A 17,143-nucleotide genomic window follows, 5' to 3' on the forward strand; every position below is an offset into this window, starting at 1 on the left:
CGTGACCAGACCGGCCCCCCTCGCCGGCGCCGGCCGGCTGGCCGGGGCAGCCGCGCTCATCGCCGTCCTCACCGTGCTCAGCCGGCTCGCCGGCTTCGGCCGGACCGCCCTGTTCACCTGGAGCCTCGGGAACACCGACCTCGGCGGCACCTACGTGGTGGCCAACGCGGTGCCGAACTTCATCTTCGAGATCGTCGCCGGTGGCGCGTTGGCGAGCCTCGTCGTACCGCTGCTGGCCGGCGCGGTCGAGGCCGGTGACCGTACGACGGTCGCCCGGACCACCGGCGCGCTGCTGACCTGGACGCTGGCCCTGCTGGTGCCGCTCGCGCTGCTCGTGGCGTTGTCGGCCGGCCCGGTGGTGGAGTCGCTGGGGCACCACCTCACCGACGCCCAGCAGCACAGCGGCGTACGGATGCTGCGGATCTTCGCGCCGCAGCTACCGCTGTACGGGGTCGGCATCGTGCTCACCGGCGTGCTCCAGGCGCACCGCCGCTTCGCCTGGCCGGTGCTCGCCCCGCTGCTCTCCAGCCTCACCGTGATCGTCGTCTACCTGGGGTTCACCGCCACCCAGGGCCGCTATGCCACGGTCGCCGGGGTGAGCCCCGGCGGCGAGGTGCTGCTCTCCGCCGGCACGACCCTCGGCGTGGTGGTGCTGTCGCTGTCGCTGCTCATCCCCGTCCACCGGCTGCGCCTGGGGGTGCGGCCCGGGTTCGGGTTCCCCGCCGACGCGCGGACCCGGGTCGGCGCGCTGGCGGTGGCGGGCGCGGTCACCGTCACGACGCAGCAGATCGCCCTGATCGTCAGCCTGAACCAGGTGACGGCGGGCGCGCGCAGCAACCCCGGCGTCTACAACCTGGCGCAGACCGTCTACCTGCTGCCGTGGGCGGTGCTGGCGGTGCCGGTGGCCGTGGCGGCCTACCCGACCCTCGCGGCGGCCCGGTCGGCCGGCGACGAGGACGCCTACCGGTCGACCCTCGCGCCGGCCGTGCGCGGGGTGCTGCTGTTCAGTTGCCTCGGCGCGGCCGCGCTGGTCGGGACCGCGGGGCCGATCGGGCACTTCTTCTTTCCCGCGTCCACCGCGCCCACGGCCGCCGCCGCGATCATCGGGTACGCCCCGGGCCTGGTCGGCTACGGTCTGTTCGCGATCCTCACCCGGGCGCTCTACGCACGCGGGCAGACCCGGGCGGCGACGGTGGCGACCGCCGTCGGCTTCCTCGTGGTGCCGGTCGCGGTGCTGGCGCTCGGCCGGATCCTGCCGTTGACCGACCGGGTGCTCGCCGTGACGACCGCGAACTCGGTGGGCATGGTGGTGCTGGGCGCGCTGCTGGTCGTCGCGGTGACGCGGGCCGCCGGTGCGCCCGCGCTGGCCGGGTCGGCGCGCGCCGGGTCGGCCGGCGTCCTCGCCGGCCTGCTCGCCGCGCTCGCCGGGCTGGGCCTGAGCCGTTGGCTCGACAGGCTGGACGGCGGTACCCCGACGACGGCCGTGGCGCTCGGTCAGGGCATGCTGTCCGGGGTTCTGGTCGGCGTCGTGTTCCTCGTCGTGGTCTGGTTCGTCGACCGACGGGACGTACGGCCGCTACTGACCGGGGTGGCCCGCCGCCTCCGGCGGGGCCGGGCCGGCACGTCCACGCCGGGCGCGGTGCCCCCGGAGCGGGGCGACGGGAAGGAGACGGCGGTTCGGTGAGCGTTGTCAACACCAACCGGCGGTGGCCGGCATGACGGAGACCAACGGCTGGTCGGGCGCCGTGGCGCTGGTGCTGGCGTCCAGCACCGGTGGGGTCGGCCAGCACGTCCGTTCGGTGGCGCGCGGGCTCGTCGCGTCCGGCGCGACCGTGCTGGTCTGCGGGCCGGCGGCGACGCAGGAGCAGTTCGACTTCACCGGCGTCGGCGCGCGTTTCGAACCGGTGGAGATCCCGGCCAGCCCGACCCCGGCCGACGCGCGGGCGGTGCTCGCCCTGCGGCGGGTGCTCGCCGCGGCCCGGGTCGACGTGGTGCACGCGCACGGCCTGCGCGCCGGTCTCGTCGCCGTACTGGCCCGGCCGTTCGCCCCGCTCGTGGTGACCTGGCACAACGCGGTCCTCGCGGGCGGGCTGCGCGGCGGGGTGTCCCGGCTCGTGGAGCGGGTGGTCGCCCGGGGGCCCGGGTGGCGCTGGGGGCGTCCGCCGACCTGGTCGGGCGGGCCGCCGCGCTGGGCGCCGCCGACGCGCGGCTCGCCCCGGTCGCCGCCCCGACGCTGGCCGCGCCGCGTCGGCGTCGCGCCGCCGTCCGCGCCGAGTTCGGCGTGGGACCGGAGCAGCCGCTCATCCTCTCGGTGGGTCGGCTGCACCCGCAGAAGCGCTACGACGTGCTGGTCGACGCGGCGGCCCGCTGGCGGACGCGTACCCCACCGCCGGTCGTGGTGATCGCCGGGAGCGGCCCGGCGTACCTGTCGTTGGCCGCGCGGATCTCGGCGGCCCGCGCTCCGGTGACCCTGCTGGGGCACCGTACCGATGTGGCCGACCTGCTCGCCGGCGCCGACCTCGCGGTGGTCACCAGCGACTGGGAGGCGCGGCAGTTGTTCGCCCAGGAGGCGATGCGGGCCGGCGTGCCGCTGGTCACGACGGCGGTGGGCGGCCTGCCAGAACTGGTCGGTGACGCCGCCGCGCTGGTCCCCTCGGTCGACGTGGACGCGGTCGACGCGGCGGTGCGCGCGCTGCTGGACGACCCGGCGGCCCGGGCCGAACTGGGTCGGCGCGGCGCCGAACGGGCGGCGACATGGCCCACCGAGGCGGACACGGTCGCCGTGCTGACGGCCGTCTACGCCGAACTGGCCGCCCACCCGGCGGCGCCCGGCTCCGACGCGCCCCTGACGGGACACCGCTGATGGTGCGTCGACTGGCCCCGGCCCTGTTGACCGTGCTCGTGGTGGCGTTGGGCGTCGCCGCGCTGGCCGTCCGACCGCCGCAGGGCACGCCGCAGCGCACCGCCGACTTCGTGGTGCTCGCCGGTGTCGCCGGGCTGCGCTGGGAGGACGTCGACCAGCAGCGCACGCCGACGCTGTGGCGGATGGCCCAGGAGGGTTCGATCGGCTCGCTGTCGGTGCGCTCCGCGCACCGGCCCACCTGCCCGGTGGACGGCTGGTTGACGCTCGGCGCGGGCAGTTTCGCCGGCTGGAACGGCGCCCGCCCCGACGGCGGCTGCCCGCCGGCCTCGGTGGCCGTGGAACAGCCGGACGGGATCGGCGCGAACCTGCCCGACCAGGAGAGCGTGGTCCAGTACAACCAGCAGCGGCTGCCGTGGGGCACGATGCCCGGGTCGCTGTCGGAGTCGGTGCGCTGCTCGGTCGCCGTGGGGCCGGGCGCCGCCGTGGCCGCCGCGCGGCCGTTCGGCCGGGTCGACAGGTACGCCGCGGGGCTGCCGGCCGATCCGCGTCGGTTGCTCGGCTCGTGCGTCCTGAGCATCGTCGACCTCGGGACGATCGAGGGAGCGACCCGGCGACCCGCGCCGAGGAGGCACGGGTCGCCGACGCCCAACTGGCCCGGGTCCTGGCCGCCCGCCCGCCGCGGTCGCTGGTGCTGGTCGCCGGCATCTCCGACACCGAGCGACCGTCGCGGCTGCACGTGGCGATCGCCGACGGGCCGGGTTGGGAGCGGGGCTGGCTCACCTCGGCCAGCACCGGCCGGGACGGTTACCTCCAGCTCGTCGACCTCGCGCCGACGGCGTTGGCCGCGCTGGGCCGGCCGATGCCGGAGCGGCTGTTCCTCGGCCGGCCGGCGGTCAGCACCGGCGGTCGGCCGGCGGACCTGACGGAGGCGATCAACGCCCCGGCGGACGCCGACCGGGAGGCGGCCGCCCAGCGGACCGTCTCCGGCGGGTTCTTCGCCCTGCTCGCCGGGGCGCAGGTGCTGCTGGCCCTGGCCGTGCTGCCGTTGCTGCGCCGCGCGCGGCCGCACGCGGGCCCGACCGGCCCGACCCCGATCCCGGCCCGGGTCCTGGCGGTGGTCGAGCTGTTGCTGGTCGCGGCGGCGTTGACCGTCCCGGCCGCGTTGCTGGCCGACGCCGTCCCCTGGTGGCGCGGCGGGCACCCCGGGTGGATCTTCGCCGGGGTCACCGCGCTGCTGGTCGCGGGGGCACGGCCGCGGTCCGCTTCGCCCCGGGTACGCGAAGACCCTCGGCCCGGTCGGCGCGGTGGCCGGCCTGACGACCCTGGTCGTCGGCGTGGACGTGCTGACCGGGGCCCGCCTCCAGCTCAACGGCGTGGTCGGCTACTCGGCGTTGCAGGGTGGCCGCTACGCCGGGCTGAGCACGGTCGCGCTGGGGGTGTTCCTCGCCGGCGCGCTGGTGACCGGCGGGTGGCTCGCCCAGCGGGTGCACCGTCGCTGGCGGCCCGCCGTGATGGTCGCCGTGGGTGGCCTCGCCGTGGTGGTGGCCGGCAGCCCCTACCTGGGCGCCGACCCGGTCGGCGCGATCGCGCTGACCGCCGGCCTGAGCGTGGCGGCGGCGATCAGCGCCGGTGGCTGGCTGACCATCAGTCGACTGGCGTGGGCCACCATGGCCGCCCTGGCGGTGGGTATCGGCTTCGCCGTGGTGGACCTGCGCCGGCCGCCGGCCGAGCGGGGGAGCCTCGGCCGGTTCCTGTCCGCGGTCGGCGACGGCACCGGCGGTTTCACCGTGCACCGGTCCAGCACGGCGAACTTCGAGACGTTGGTGAACAGCCCGTTGACCGTGCTGGCGCTCGCCGGCGGGCTGCTCGTGTGGTTCGCCCTGCTGCAGCCGTGGGGTGGGCTGATGCGGCTGTTCGGCATCTACCCGGCGGTGCGGGCGGCGTTCGCCGGCACGGCGGTCGCGGCGGTGCTGGGCGGTGTGCTCGACGGCGCGGCACTGGACGTGGCCGGCGCGGCGGCCGCCCTGGTGGTGCCGCTGGCGGCGCTGGCGTCGCTGCGGGTCCTCGGGCACGCCGCCGACCGGACCCGCCCCGCCACGGCCCGCGCGCGGGAGAATGGGGCCGACGACGATCCGGGTTCCGGAGGCGACGGGCCGGCCGGCGGGGGAACGGCCCGACCGGCGGCGGTGGTCCGCTCGGCGCGGGGCACCCCGGCCGGTCGGCGGTGCGCCCGCCGCGCCGCCCCGTACGGTCGTCCTGGGGCCGGACCTGGGCTCGCCGGAGGCCGACGACGCCGGACGGTCGGAGGGTCCGACGGGGGCGCTGCGGCCACCGCTCCGGCGCAACGGCGTCCGGCGGACACGCCAGCGCCATCGAGCGAGGTTGCCGCCTCCTGACCGCCGGGTGTCGCCGGGGTGGCCCGTTCCGGCGCCAGCCGGGGTGCGGCCTGCGAGTACCCGTCGCGGAGGTGTTACCGTGGAATCCCGTGGATCGCGTGATCACTTTGCTGATCGAGCACGGCGGTCTGCATGACCGCGACAGACGACACGGGAGCAGGCCTTGGCCCCATCAGCACGGACGACCAGGCACATTTTCGTCACCGGGGGCGTCGCCTCCTCGCTGGGTAAGGGCCTCACCGCCTCCAGCCTCGGCAACCTGTTGACCGCGCGCGGGCTCCGCGTCGTGATGCAGAAGCTCGACCCCTACCTGAACGTCGACCCGGGGACGATGAACCCGTTCCAGCACGGCGAGGTCTTCGTCACCGAGGACGGCGCCGAGACCGACCTCGACGTCGGGCACTACGAGCGTTTCCTCGACCGGGCGCTGTCCGGCAAGGCGAACGTCACCACCGGGCAGATCTACTCCGACGTGATCGCCAAGGAGCGGCGCGGCGAGTACCTGGGCGACACCGTCCAGGTCATCCCGCACATCACCAACGAGATCAAGTCGCGGATCCTGGCGATGGCGGACCCGGACGAGGACGGCGTCCTGCCCGACGTGGTCATCACCGAGGTCGGCGGCACGGTGGGCGACATCGAGTCGCTGCCGTTCCTGGAGGCGATCCGTCAGGTCCGCCACGACCTGGGCCGGGACAACTGCTTCTACCTGCACGTCTCGCTGGTGCCGTACCTGGCGCCGTCGGGTGAGCTGAAGACCAAGCCGACCCAGCACTCCGTGGCCCAGCTGCGCAACATCGGTATCCAGCCGGACGCCATCGTGCTGCGCTGCGACCGGGAGATCCCGGAGAAGCTCAAGGAGAAGCTGTCGCTCTACTGCGACGTCGACCGCGAGGCGGTCGTCGCCGCCCCGGACGCCCCGAGCATCTACGACATTCCGAAGGTGCTGCACCGCGAAGGGCTCGACGCGTACGTGGTGCGCCGGCTCGGGCTCTCGTTCCGGGACGTGGACTGGGCGAGCTGGGACGACCTGCTGGAGCGGGTGCACCGACCGCGGCACACCGTGACGGTCGCCGTGGTCGGCAAGTACGTCGACCTGCCCGACGCGTACCTGTCGGTGAGCGAGGCGATCCGGGCGGCCGGTTTCGGTAACCGGTCCCGGGTGCAGCTCAAGTGGGTGCCCAGCGACGAGTGCGTCACCCCGGCCGGCGCGGCGGCGGCCCTGGCCGGCGTGGACGGCATCCTCATCCCGGGCGGGTTCGGCGTCCGCGGCATCGAGGGCAAGATCGGCACGGCCCGGTACGCCAGGGAGAACGGCATCCCCCTGCTCGGCCTCTGCCTCGGCCTGCAGTGCATGACGATCGACGTGGCCCGGCATCTGGCCGGCCTGGACGGCGCCAACTCGTTGGAGTTCGACGAGCAGGCCGCGCACCCGGTCATCGCCACGATGGCCGACCAGGAGGACATCGTCGCCGGCAAGGGCGACCTGGGCGGCACCATGCGGCTCGGGGCGTACCCGGCGACGTTGACCGAGGGCTCGATCGTCGCCGAGGCGTACGGCAGCACCGAGATCAGCGAGCGGCACCGGCACCGCTACGAGGTCAACAACGCCTACCGGGACGCGCTGACCAAGGCGGGTCTGCACATCTCCGGCACCTCCCCGGACGGCCGGCTGGTCGAGTTCATCGAGCTGGACCGCGACCTGCACCCGTTCTTCGTGGCCACGCAGGCGCACCCGGAGCTCAAGAGCCGCCCGACCCGTCCGCACCCGCTGTTCGCGTCGTTCGTCAAGGCCGCGGTGGCGTACTCGCAGGCCGACCAGTTGCCGGTCGACCTCGAGCCCGCCGCGGAGGCCCCGTCGGCGCGCAAGGCGGCCCGCAACGGCGCCGCGACGAAGGCGTCGGCGTGACCGAGCACCGCTACGAGGTCCGTTCCCGCGAGGAGCGGTACCGCGGGCGGATCTTCGACGTGGTCACCGAGGAGGTGACCATGCCGGGCGGCGGCACCGCGCTGCGTGACCTCGTGCGGCACGTGGGGGCGGTGGCCGTGGTGGCCCTGGACGACGCCGGTCAGGTGGTGCTGATCCGCCAGTACCGGCACCCGGTGGGCCGGCACCTCTGGGAGCTGCCGGCCGGGCTGATGGACGTCTCCGGCGAGGAGTTGCCGGCCGCCGCGCTGCGGGAGCTGGCCGAGGAGGCCGACCTGACCGCCGGGCGGATCGACGTGCTGGTCGACCTGCACAGCTCGCCCGGGTTCACCAACGAGATCGTCCGGGTCTTCCTGGCCAGGGACCTCGCCGACGTGCCGGCCGACGAGCGGCACGAGCGGCACGACGAGGAGGCCGACCTCCAGGTCGTCCGCGTCGACCTCGACGAGGCGGTCGGCATGGTCCTGGCCGGCGAGATCACCAACGCGTCCGCGGTGGCCGGCCTGCTCGCGGCGGCGCGCGGCCGGGACACCGGCTACGCGGCGCTGCGTCGGGCGGAGGCGCCGCTGCCGCGCTGAGCGCCGCAGTTCGGTCCAGCCGATCACCGAGTACGCGCCAGAGGGGCCCCGCGGTCAGCCGCGGGGCCCCTTCGTTGTCGGCGGTGCTGTCGATCATGAAGTTGTCGCCACCCGCCTCGGCGTGTCGCGGCATTAACCTCATGATCGACGGAAGGTCGGTCAGTCCCGCAGCGGGCGACCCTGCGCGTCCGTGCCGCCGTTGACGAGGATCAGGATGCCGTCGATGAGGCCCCAGAGGCCGCCGGCACCACAGGTCACCAGGCTCACGACGAGCTGGAGCACGGCGATCTTGGTGTGTCCGGTGTAGAACCGACCGGCACCGAAGGTGCCGAGCAGGATGCCGAGGATGCCCGCGACGACCTTGCTCTTGTCGGAGTAACCCGCGGCGTACCCGGGCTGGTATTCAGGAGTGGTCATGGGCGGACACAATAGTGATCCACTCGCCCGCTGTCCGTACCGCCGCCCGGCAGATGGGACGATAATGGGCGAACACTGTCCTGACGGCTGAGGTGACGTCCACCGCCGGCCCGGTCCGTGCCCTGACACTCCGTCAGGTCGTCCGGGCACCGGATGCCACTGTGCTGGCTCGTCGCGCGGCCGGACGCGCCTAGACTGCCGCCGGCGGGACCGGTGGACCGCGGCGGCAATGGGGCCGTCGTGGCGCCGAGCGGTCGGGGGAACTCAACCCCGAAGAGAGGTGTCTGCATCGTGAAGGTCGGAATCCCACGCGAGGTCAAGAACCACGAGTACCGCGTGGCGATCACGCCGGCGGGCGTCAACGAGTTCACCCGCAGCGGCCACCAGGTCTTCGTCGAGTCCGGCGCGGGCGTCGGCTCCAGCATCACCGACGAGGAGTTCGCCGCCGCCGGCGCGAAGATCCTGGCCACCGCCGACGAGGTGTGGGACACCGCCGAGCTGGTGCTCAAGGTCAAGGAGCCGATCGCCGAGGAGTACCACCGGATGCGCGAGGGGCAGGTCCTCTTCACCTACCTGCACCTGGCCGCCTCCAAGGAGTGCACGGACGCGCTTGTCGACCGGAAGGTCACCGGCATCGCGTACGAGACCGTCGAGCTGCCCGACAGGTCGCTGCCGCTGCTCGCGCCGATGTCCGAGGTGGCGGGCCGGCTCGCCCCGCAGGTGGGCGCGTTCTACATGATGCGTACCGGCGGTGGTCGGGGCGTGCTGCCCGGCGGCGTCTCCGGCGTGTACGCGGCGAAGACCGTCGTCATCGGCGCCGGCGTCTCCGGCATGAACGCCGCCGCCATCGCCCTGGGCCTGCAGTCCGAGGTGCTGTTGCTGGACAAGAACGTGGCCCGCCTGCGCCAGGCCGACGCCATCTACCGGGGGCACCTGCAGACCGTCGCCTCCAACGCGTACGAGATCGAGCGGGCCGTCCTCGACGCCGACCTGGTCATCGGCGCGGTGCTGGTGCCCGGCGCGAAGGCCCCGACGCTCATCTCCAACGAGCTGGTCTCGCGGATGAAGCCGGGCAGCGTGCTCGTCGACATCGCCATCGACCAGGGTGGCTGCTTCGAGGACTCGCGCCCCACCACGCACGCCGACCCGGTCTACAAGGTGCACGAGTCGATCTTCTACTGCGTGGCGAACATGCCCGGCGCGGTGCCGAACACCAGCACCTACGCGCTGACCAACGTCACCCTGCCGTACGCCCTCGAACTGGCCAACCAGGGCTGGCGCGACGCCCTGCGCAACGACCCGGCGCTGGCGCTGGGCCTGAACACCCACGACGGCCAGGTCACCTACGGGCCGGTCGCCGAGGCGCACGGCATGCCGGTGCTCCCGCTGGCCGAGGTGCTGGGCTGACCGACTCCACTGTCGAACGGGCCGGTGCGGGCGTCGAACCCGCGCCGGCCCTGCGCCGTGCCGTCCGCGGGTACCTCGACCACCTCACCGTCGAGCGCGGCCTGTCCGCGAACACCCTCGCCTCGTACCGCCGGGATCTGGAGCGTTACCTCACGACGCTGGCCGAGACCGGCGTCGCCGACCTCGCATCGGTCGCCCCCGGCGTCGTCGAGTCACACCTGGCCCGACTGCGCGCGGGCGACGACGACCACCCGCCCCTGGCCGTGTCGTCGGCCGCCCGCGCGGCCAGCGCGGTCCGTGGCCTGCACCGGTTCGCCGTGCGGGAAGGGCTGGCCGGCGCGGACCCGAGCCGCGACGTCCGCCCGCCCACCCCGCCGCGCCGGCTGCCCCGCGCGCTGGGGGTCGACGACGTTTCCCGCCTGCTGGAGACCACCGGTCCGGTCACCGCGACCGGTGACGGCGCGTCGCTCGCGCTGCGCGACCGGGCGCTGCTGGAGTTCCTGTACGGCACCGGCGCGCGCATCTCCGAGGCGGTCGGCGCGGCGATCGACGACCTGGACGTCGACGAGGGCACCGTGCTGCTGCGCGGCAAGGGCGGCCGGATGCGCCTCGTCCCGATCGGCGGATACGCCGTCGACGCGGTCCGCGCCTACCTGGTCCGGGCCCGCCCTGAGTTGGCCGCCGCCGGCCGGGGCACCCCGGCGGTGTTCCTCAACGCCCGGGGCGGCGCGCTGTCGCGCCAGGGCGCCTGGATGATCCTGCGGCACGCGGCCGCCCGCGCCGGCCTGCCGGTCGAGGGACCGTCGGCGGTGTCCCCGCACACCCTGCGCCACTCGTACGCAACCCACCTGCTCGACGGTGGCGCCGACGTGCGGGTCGTCCAGGAACTGCTCGGTCACGCCTCGGTGACCACCACCCAGGTCTACACCCTCGTCACCGTCGAACGGCTGCGCGAGGTGTACGCCACCGCCCACCCGCGCGCCCGCGACTGACGGCCACGACGGGCATCGCCCCGACACGCCGGGCCGGTGCCGAACGCCCTGCTGGTCGGTGGCGTACAGTCGGCATCGGCGCGGACCTCCTGGGGCGACAGACCGGGGTGCGCAGCGGCGCCGCGAAGGACGTCGGACGGCTCCGACGCCGGGTGGGTCGTCGGGAGGGGGCAACGAGCACATGGCTGGCAACGGTGACCGTGCCGAGACGTGGACGTCGGAGCTCCGCGAGCAGCAGGCCGCGCTCGGCAACGACCTGGGTCCGGCCGACCCGGCCGCCTACACGATGCGCAAGCCCATCCCCGAGCCGATGCCCACCGATCGGCACGGTCCGGCGCGCATCATCGCGATGGCCAACCAGAAGGGTGGCGTCGGCAAGACGACCACCACCATCAACCTGGGCGCGGCCCTCGCCGAGTACGGCCGCAAGGTGCTGCTCGTCGACTTCGACCCCCAGGGCGCGCTCTCGGTGGGCCTGGGTGTCAACCCGCACAACCTCGACCTGTCCGTCTACAACCTGCTCATGCAGGACGACGTGATGGCTGAGGACGTCCTCATCAAGACCGACGTCGCGGGCCTGCACCTGCTGCCGGCCAACATCGACCTCTCCGCCGCCGAGATCCAGCTCGTCAACGAGGTCGCCCGGGAGATGGCCCTGGCCCGGGTGCTGCGCTCGGTCCGCAAGGAGTACGACTACATCCTGATCGACTGCCAGCCGTCCCTCGGCCTGCTGGCGATCAACGCGCTGACCGTCGCGCACGGCGTGCTCATCCCGCTCGAGTGCGAGTTCTTCAGCCTGCGCGGTGTGGCCCTGCTGCTGGACACCATCGACAAGGTGCGCGAACGGCTCAACTTCGACCTGGAGCTCGAAGGCATCCTCGCCACCATGTACGACAGCCGCACCACCCACTGCCGTCAGGTGCTCCAGCGGGTGGTCGAGGCGTTCGGCGACAAGGTCTACCAGACGGTCATCACCAAGACGGTGAAGTTCCCGGAGTCCACCGTGGCCGGTGCCCCCATCACGACGATGGACCCGGCCTCCTCCGGGGCGCGTAACTACCGTCAGCTGGCCCGCGAGGTGATCGCCGCCCAGTCGGAGCGGTAGCCGGAAGTCCCGGTGCCCGGCTCGTGGACTACGGTCGTGCGGTGACCGCGCCACCCCTGGACCCGCCCGACACCGCCGATCCGGCCGTGGTCGACGGTGCGCAGCCGACCGGGTTCACGGTGCGACTGGCCAACTTCACCGGCCCCTTCGACCTGCTGCTGCAACTCATCGGCAAACACAAGCTCGACGTCACCGAGGTGGCCCTGCACACGGTCACCGACGAGTTCATCGCCTACATCCGCGCCATGGGCGACGACTGGGACCTGGACGAGGCCAGCGAGTTCCTGCTCATCGCCGCGACCCTGCTCGACCTGAAGGCCGCCCGGTTGCTGCCCGCCGCCGACGTCGAGGACGAGGAGGACCTCGCCCTGCTGGAGGCCCGGGACCTGCTCTTCGCCCGGCTGCTGCAGTACAAGGCGTACAAGGAGGCGGCGGCACACATCGCCGAGCTGGAAGCGGTCGGCGGCCGCCGCTACCCCCGGGCGGTGAGCCTGGAACCCCGCTACGCCGAGGCGCTGCCCGACCTGGTGCTCGGCATCGGCCCGCAGCGGCTGCTGAAACTGGCCGTGAAGGCGATGACCCCGAAGGTTTCGCCGGAGGTGTCCATCGCCCACGTGCACATGGTGCGGGTCAGTGTGCGGGAACACGCGGCGATCCTCACCGCCCGGCTCCGCCGGGCCGGCACGGCCACGTTCTCGCTGCTCTGCGCCGACTGCGAGGCCACCCTTGAGGTGGTGGCGCGGTTCCTGGCCTTGCTGGAGCTGTACCGGGAGGGTCTGGTGGCCTTCGTGCAGGAGCAGGCCCTGGAGGAGCTGACCGTGCGCTGGACCGGGCCCACCGACGGCGAGACCGAACTGCACGTCGACGAGTACGCCGGCACACCCGCCGATGCCGACCCGCCTCCCGGGCCGGAGCCGCCGGCGGCGGGGGAGGAGGCCGGCGGACCGGTCGAAACGGAAGCGACGGAGGGTGCGCGGGATGAGTGACGAGGAGCGCCGGGACTCCCTGGCCGACCAGGCCGCCGCCTGGGTTCCCCCGTGGGAACGCCCACGCCCACCGGCCCCCACCGCCGCACCTGCCGAGGCCGAGGCGGAGTCCTCCGACGCGGCCGCCGGTGAACCGGCCGAGCCGGTCGCACCCCGCGGGACGGGCGAGCCGGTCGCACCCCGCTACACGCGCGAGCCGGTCGAGGCCGCCGAGCCGCTCATGCCCGCCGAGCCGCTGATGCCCGCCGAGGCGGTTGTGTCGGAGGCCGGCGTGCCCGCTGAGCCGGTCGAGGTCGCTGAGCCAATCGAGGCCGCCGAGCCGCTCATGCCCGCCGAGGCGGTTGTGTCGGAGGCCGGCGTGCCCGCTGAGCCGGTCGAGGTCGCTGAGCCAATCGAGTCCGGCGAGCCGGTCGTGCCCGGCGAGCGGGTCGAGGTCGCTGAGCCAATCGAGTTCGCCGAGCCGGTCGTGCCCGCCGAGGCGGTCGTGCCGGAGGCCGGCGTGCCCGCCGAGGCTGGGGAGCCCGCTGCGGCGGGTGCGGCTCGGGGCGTACCTCGGCGGGAGCCCGTCGGGCGGCGGCGGCCGGCGGTCGTGCCGGAGCCCGCGCCCGAGCTGCCCGACGCCGAGCTGCGCGGCGCGCTGGAGGCGATCCTCCTGGTGGTGGACGAACCGGTCAGCGAGCTGGTCCTCGCCCAGGTGCTGGAGCAGCCCGCCGAGCGGATCGGGCCGGTGCTCGACGAGATCGCCGCCGGCTACACGGCCGCCGGGAACGGGTTCGAGCTGCGCCGGGCCGCCGGCGGTTGGCGGTTGTACACCCGGCCGGAATACGCTACGTACGTCGAGCGGTTCGTCCTGGACGGGCAGTCCGTGCGGCTGACCCAGGCGGCTCTGGAGACCCTGGCCGTGGTCGCGTACAAGCAGCCGGTGACTCGGTCGCGGATCTCGGCCATCCGGGGTGTCAACTGCGACGGCGTCATCCGTACGCTGGTCACTCGCGGTCTCGTCGAGGAGTGCGGCACCGAATCGGACAGCGGGGCGTTCCTGTACCGGACCACCACGCTGTTCCTGGAGAAGCTCGGGCTGAACACCGTCGACGAATTGCCACCCCTCGCACCCTTCCTGCCCGACGACGTAGAAGAGCTTGCTGATGCGACCCGATAACCGTTCCCCGAAGTCCGACGCCCCCGTCTACGAGGGCGCGGAACGCCTGCAGAAGGTGCTCGCCGCCGCCGGCGTGGGTTCCCGGCGCGCCTGTGAGGACCTGATCTTTCGGCGCCGGGTCACCGTGGACGGGCGGGTCGCCAAGCTCGGCGACAAGGTCGACCCGGCCCAGGCCGTGATCCACGTGGACGGCGAGCGCCTCCAGGTCGACGTCCGCCTGGTCTACGTGGCGATGAACAAGCCGCGCGGTGTGGTCACCACCATGGCGGACGAGAAGGGCCGTACCGAGTTGGCCGACTTCATCGGCCGGCGGCTGGACCAGCGGGTGTACCACGTCGGGCGGCTCGACGCCGACAGCGAGGGCCTGCTGCTGCTCACCAACGACGGCACCCTCGCGCACAAGCTCATGCACCCCTCGTACGAGGTGCTGAAGACCTACCTGGCCGAGGTGGTCGGGCCGATCCCGCGCAACCTGAGCAAGCGGCTCCTCGCGGGCGTCGAACTGGAGGACGGGCCGGTCAAGGTCGACTCGTTCAAGGTGGTGGGCACCCTGGGCAAGAGCGCCCAGGTGGAGCTGAGCCTGCACGAAGGGCGCAAGCACATCGTCCGGCGGTTGATGGACGAGGTCGGGCACCCGGTCACCCGTCTGGTGCGTACCTCCATCGGTCCGATCCGGTTGGGCGACCTGCGCACCGGGCGTCTGCGGCGCCTGACCAACGCGGAGGTCGCCGCCCTGTTCCGCGCGGTGGGTGACTGACCCCCGGGCTTCGGGGTACGGCTGCCGGTAGGCTCCGCAGCGGCCGGAAGCGGCCGCCGGAGGGTGGCGTGGGTCGCCTCGGGCGGCGGCGCGCGTGGGTGCGCCACGGGCCCCGGGCATGATGGATGACGATGGAACAACCGCTTGCGGCGCCAGCACCGGGCGATCCGCGAGGTACGGGCTGAGGAGGACACGGTGGAGGAAAACGTACGGGCCGAGCGATGTGTGGTCGCTGTGGACGGGCCGTCCGGTTCGGGTAAGTCCACCGTGTCGCGGCGGCTCGCCGTCGGCATCGGTGCGCGCTACCTGGACACCGGGGCGATGTACCGGGCGATCACGTGGGCCGTGCTGCGCTCCGGCGTGGATCTCACGGACGCCGCGTCGGTGGCCAAGGTCGCCGGCGAGGCCGACCTGCGCATCGGCACCGACCCCCAGGGGTACGGCGTGACCGTCGACGGCGTGAGCGTGGACGCGGAGATCCGCGGGCCCGAGGTGACCCAGGCGGTCTCCGCCGTCGCCGCCGTGCCGGCCGTCCGTGAGCTGCTGGTCGCCCGGCAGCGCGAGATGATCGTCAACGCGGGCCGGATCGTGGTCGAAGGCCGGGACATCGCTTCGGTCGTGGCGCCGGACGCCGACCTGAAGGTCTTCCTGACCGCCTCCGAGGCGGCCCGCGCGGCCCGGCGCAGCGCCGAGGACGCCTCCGACGTGGCGGCGACCGCCGCCGACCTGGCCCGCCGCGACCGGCTCGACTCGACCCGCAAGGTCAACCCGCTGGCCCAGGCCAAGGACGCCGTCGTGCTGGACACCACCGAGCTGGGCATCGACGAGGTCGTGGCCCGGCTGCGTGACCTGCTCACCGAGCGGGGAGTGGCATGAGCGAGGGTGGTTCCTGGGTCGAGCTGCGCGAGCCGGACGTCGTTTTCGAGGAGCCGACCGGCCCGCAGCCGGTGGTGGCCGTGGTGGGTCGTCCCAACGTGGGCAAGTCGACGCTCGTCAACCGGATCATCGGCCGCCGACAGGCGGTCGTCGAGGACGTCCCCGGCGTGACCCGGGACCGCGTGCCGTACGACGCGCAGTGGAACGGCCGGTCGTTCACCGTGGTGGACACCGGCGGTTGGGAACCGGACGCGAAGGACCGCGCGGCGGCCATCGCCGCGCAGGCCGAGACGGCGGTGGTCACCGCCGACGTGGTCCTCTTCGTGGTCGACGCGATGGTCGGTTCCACCGACGTGGACGAGGCCGCGGTGAAGATGCTGCGTCGCAGCGCCAAGCCGGTCATCCTGGTGGCCAACAAGGCCGACAACAACTCCATCGAGATGGAGGCCGTGTCGCTGTGGTCGCTCGGCCTCGGCGAGCCGTTCCCGGTGTCCGCGCTGCACGGGCGCGGCTCTGGTGACCTGCTGGACGCCATCCTCGCCGCGCTGCCGGAAGCCCCCGCGATCGTCGAGAACCGGCCACGTGGGCCGCGTCGGGTGGCGCTGGTCGGCCGGCCGAACGTGGGCAAGTCCAGTCTGCTCAACCGGTTCTCCGGCGAGGACCGGGCCGTCGTCGACTCGGTCGCCGGCACCACAGTGGACCCGGTCGACAGCCTCGTCGAGATCGGCGGCCAGACCTGGCAGCTCGTGGACACCGCCGGTCTGCGCAAGCGCGTCGGCAAGGCCAGCGGCACCGAGTACTACGCCAGCCTGCGCACCGCCGGCGCGATCGAGGCCGCCGAGGTGGCCGTCGTGCTCCTGGACGCCAGCGAGCCGATCAGTGAGCAGGACCAGCGGATCCTCACGATGGTGACCGAGGCCGGCCGGGCGCTGGTCATCGCGTTCAACAAGTGGGACCTGGTCGACGCCGACCGCCGGTACTACCTGGACAAGGAGATCGACCGGGAGCTGCGCCGCATCCCCTGGGCGATCCGGCTCAACCTGTCCGCCATGACCGGCCGCGCGGTCGACAAGCTGGCCCCGGCCCTCAACAAGGCCCTGGCGAGCTGGGAACTGCGCGTACCGACCGCGCACCTCAACCAGTGGCTCACCGCGCTCGTACAGGCCACCCCGCACCCGGTGCGCGGTGGACGGGCGCCCCGCATCCTGTTCGCCACGCAGGCAGGGGTGGCGCCGCCGCGGTTCGTGCTCTTCACCACGGGCCCGCTCGACGCCGGATACCAGCGGTTCGTCGAGCGCAAGCTCCGCGAGGAGTTCGGGTACGAGGGCAGCCCCATCGAGATCTCCGTACGCCCGCGCAAGAAGCTCGGCCCCGGTGGTCGGGGCAAGGCGCACGGGTAACTCGCTTCTCTTCGAGGGTGGGTCAGGCGTTCTCGCCTGACCCACCCTCCTAGGACGCTTTAGGGGTTGTGGGTGGTTCGCTGCTCCTGCGATGCGGGTGGGGCCTGTGCGGACGGGGCAGGAGTGCTGCGCTAAGCTGTACCGGCTGTCGCAGGGGGAACTCTGCGGGGGCGGGACGTGGCGCAGCTTGGTAGCGCACTTGACTGGGGGTCAAGGGGTCGTCGGTTCGAATCCGGCCGTCCCGACTGGTGTTCACCAGCGGATATAGAAGATCATGTGT

Annotated in this window: 12 protein-coding genes, 1 tRNA gene and 2 pseudogenes; 14 read left to right on the plus strand and 1 reads right to left on the minus strand. The window is 73.5% G+C overall.

The features are described 5' to 3' along the window. Window position 1 precedes the first annotated feature (1 nt). The 5 genes and pseudogenes from murJ (at window position 2) to ACQP0N_RS12955 (ending at window position 7,764) form a co-directional block, all read left to right on the plus strand. Window positions 2–1,684: a murein biosynthesis integral membrane protein MurJ gene (gene murJ, locus ACQP0N_RS12935; RefSeq protein WP_433120251.1), complete on the plus strand. Its 1,683-nt coding sequence runs from the start codon at window positions 2–4 to the stop codon at window positions 1,682–1,684. 31 nt (window positions 1,685–1,715) lie between these two features. Beyond that, window positions 1,716–2,863: pseudogene (locus tag ACQP0N_RS12940) on the plus strand (glycosyltransferase family 4 protein). Then, window positions 2,863–5,259: pseudogene (locus ACQP0N_RS12945) on the plus strand (hypothetical protein). The pseudogenes ACQP0N_RS12940 and ACQP0N_RS12945 overlap by 1 nt, the downstream one beginning before the upstream one ends. A 163-nt stretch (window positions 5,260–5,422) precedes the next feature. Beyond that, complete coding sequence (locus ACQP0N_RS12950) at window positions 5,423–7,168, plus strand: CTP synthase (RefSeq protein ID WP_355050193.1); 1,746 nt, start codon at window positions 5,423–5,425, stop codon at window positions 7,166–7,168. Continuing rightward, window positions 7,165–7,764 (plus strand): NUDIX domain-containing protein, encoded by a 600-nt coding sequence (locus tag ACQP0N_RS12955; protein ID WP_433120253.1) that lies wholly within the window; start codon window positions 7,165–7,167, stop codon window positions 7,762–7,764. The genes ACQP0N_RS12950 and ACQP0N_RS12955 overlap by 4 nt, the downstream gene beginning before the upstream one ends. Window positions 7,765–7,923: 159 nt before the next feature. On the opposite strand, the gene ACQP0N_RS12960 is transcribed toward ACQP0N_RS12955, so the two are convergent. Then, a complete protein-coding gene (locus tag ACQP0N_RS12960; protein ID WP_433121598.1) occupies window positions 7,924–8,247 on the minus strand; it encodes a TM2 domain-containing protein in 324 nt (107 codons plus the stop codon). Window positions 8,248–8,472: 225 nt separating this feature from the next. On the opposite strand from ACQP0N_RS12960, the gene ald reads away from it, so the two are divergent. From ald to ACQP0N_RS13005, 9 genes are all read left to right on the plus strand, one after another. Further along, window positions 8,473–9,588 carry an alanine dehydrogenase gene (gene ald, locus ACQP0N_RS12965; protein WP_433120255.1) on the plus strand — a complete coding sequence of 372 codons (1,116 nt, stop codon included), beginning with the start codon at window positions 8,473–8,475 and terminating at the stop codon, window positions 9,586–9,588. Next, window positions 9,585–10,580 (plus strand): site-specific tyrosine recombinase XerD, encoded by a 996-nt coding sequence (locus ACQP0N_RS12970; protein ID WP_433121601.1) that lies wholly within the window; start codon window positions 9,585–9,587, stop codon window positions 10,578–10,580. Before ald ends, ACQP0N_RS12970 begins: the two co-directional genes overlap by 4 nt. A gap of 181 nt (window positions 10,581–10,761) precedes the next feature. Beyond that, the gene (locus tag ACQP0N_RS12975; protein ID WP_355050189.1) at window positions 10,762–11,685 is read left to right on the plus strand and encodes a ParA family protein; all 924 of its coding nucleotides are present in this window, start codon (window positions 10,762–10,764) and stop codon (window positions 11,683–11,685) included. A 41-nt stretch (window positions 11,686–11,726) separates the two neighbouring features. Further along, entirely contained in the window at window positions 11,727–12,671 is a 945-nt protein-coding gene (locus ACQP0N_RS12980) for a segregation and condensation protein A (protein WP_433120258.1), read from the plus strand. A 325-nt stretch (window positions 12,672–12,996) separates the two neighbouring features. Further along, a complete protein-coding gene (gene scpB, locus ACQP0N_RS12985) occupies window positions 12,997–13,830 on the plus strand; it encodes an SMC-Scp complex subunit ScpB (RefSeq protein ID WP_433121603.1) in 834 nt (277 codons plus the stop codon). Beyond that, window positions 13,817–14,587, plus strand: a complete 771-nt coding sequence (locus tag ACQP0N_RS12990) for a pseudouridine synthase (protein WP_355050187.1) — start codon at window positions 13,817–13,819, stop codon at window positions 14,585–14,587. Before scpB ends, ACQP0N_RS12990 begins: the two co-directional genes overlap by 14 nt. Before the next feature lie 195 nt (window positions 14,588–14,782). After that, window positions 14,783–15,463 (plus strand): (d)CMP kinase, encoded by a 681-nt coding sequence (cmk, locus tag ACQP0N_RS12995; RefSeq protein WP_433120260.1) that lies wholly within the window; start codon window positions 14,783–14,785, stop codon window positions 15,461–15,463. Continuing rightward, a complete protein-coding gene (gene der / locus ACQP0N_RS13000; protein ID WP_433120262.1) occupies window positions 15,460–16,863 on the plus strand; it encodes a ribosome biogenesis GTPase Der in 1,404 nt (467 codons plus the stop codon). Before cmk ends, der begins: the two co-directional genes overlap by 4 nt. Window positions 16,864–17,034: 171 nt before the next feature. Further along, window positions 17,035–17,108: transfer RNA gene (locus tag ACQP0N_RS13005), tRNA-Pro, on the plus strand. The last annotated feature ends 35 nt before the right edge of the window (window positions 17,109–17,143 follow it).

It is taken from the genome of Micromonospora sp. CA-246542 (assembly GCF_050942905.1).
Classification (GTDB): Bacteria; Actinomycetota; Actinomycetes; order Mycobacteriales; family Micromonosporaceae; genus Micromonospora.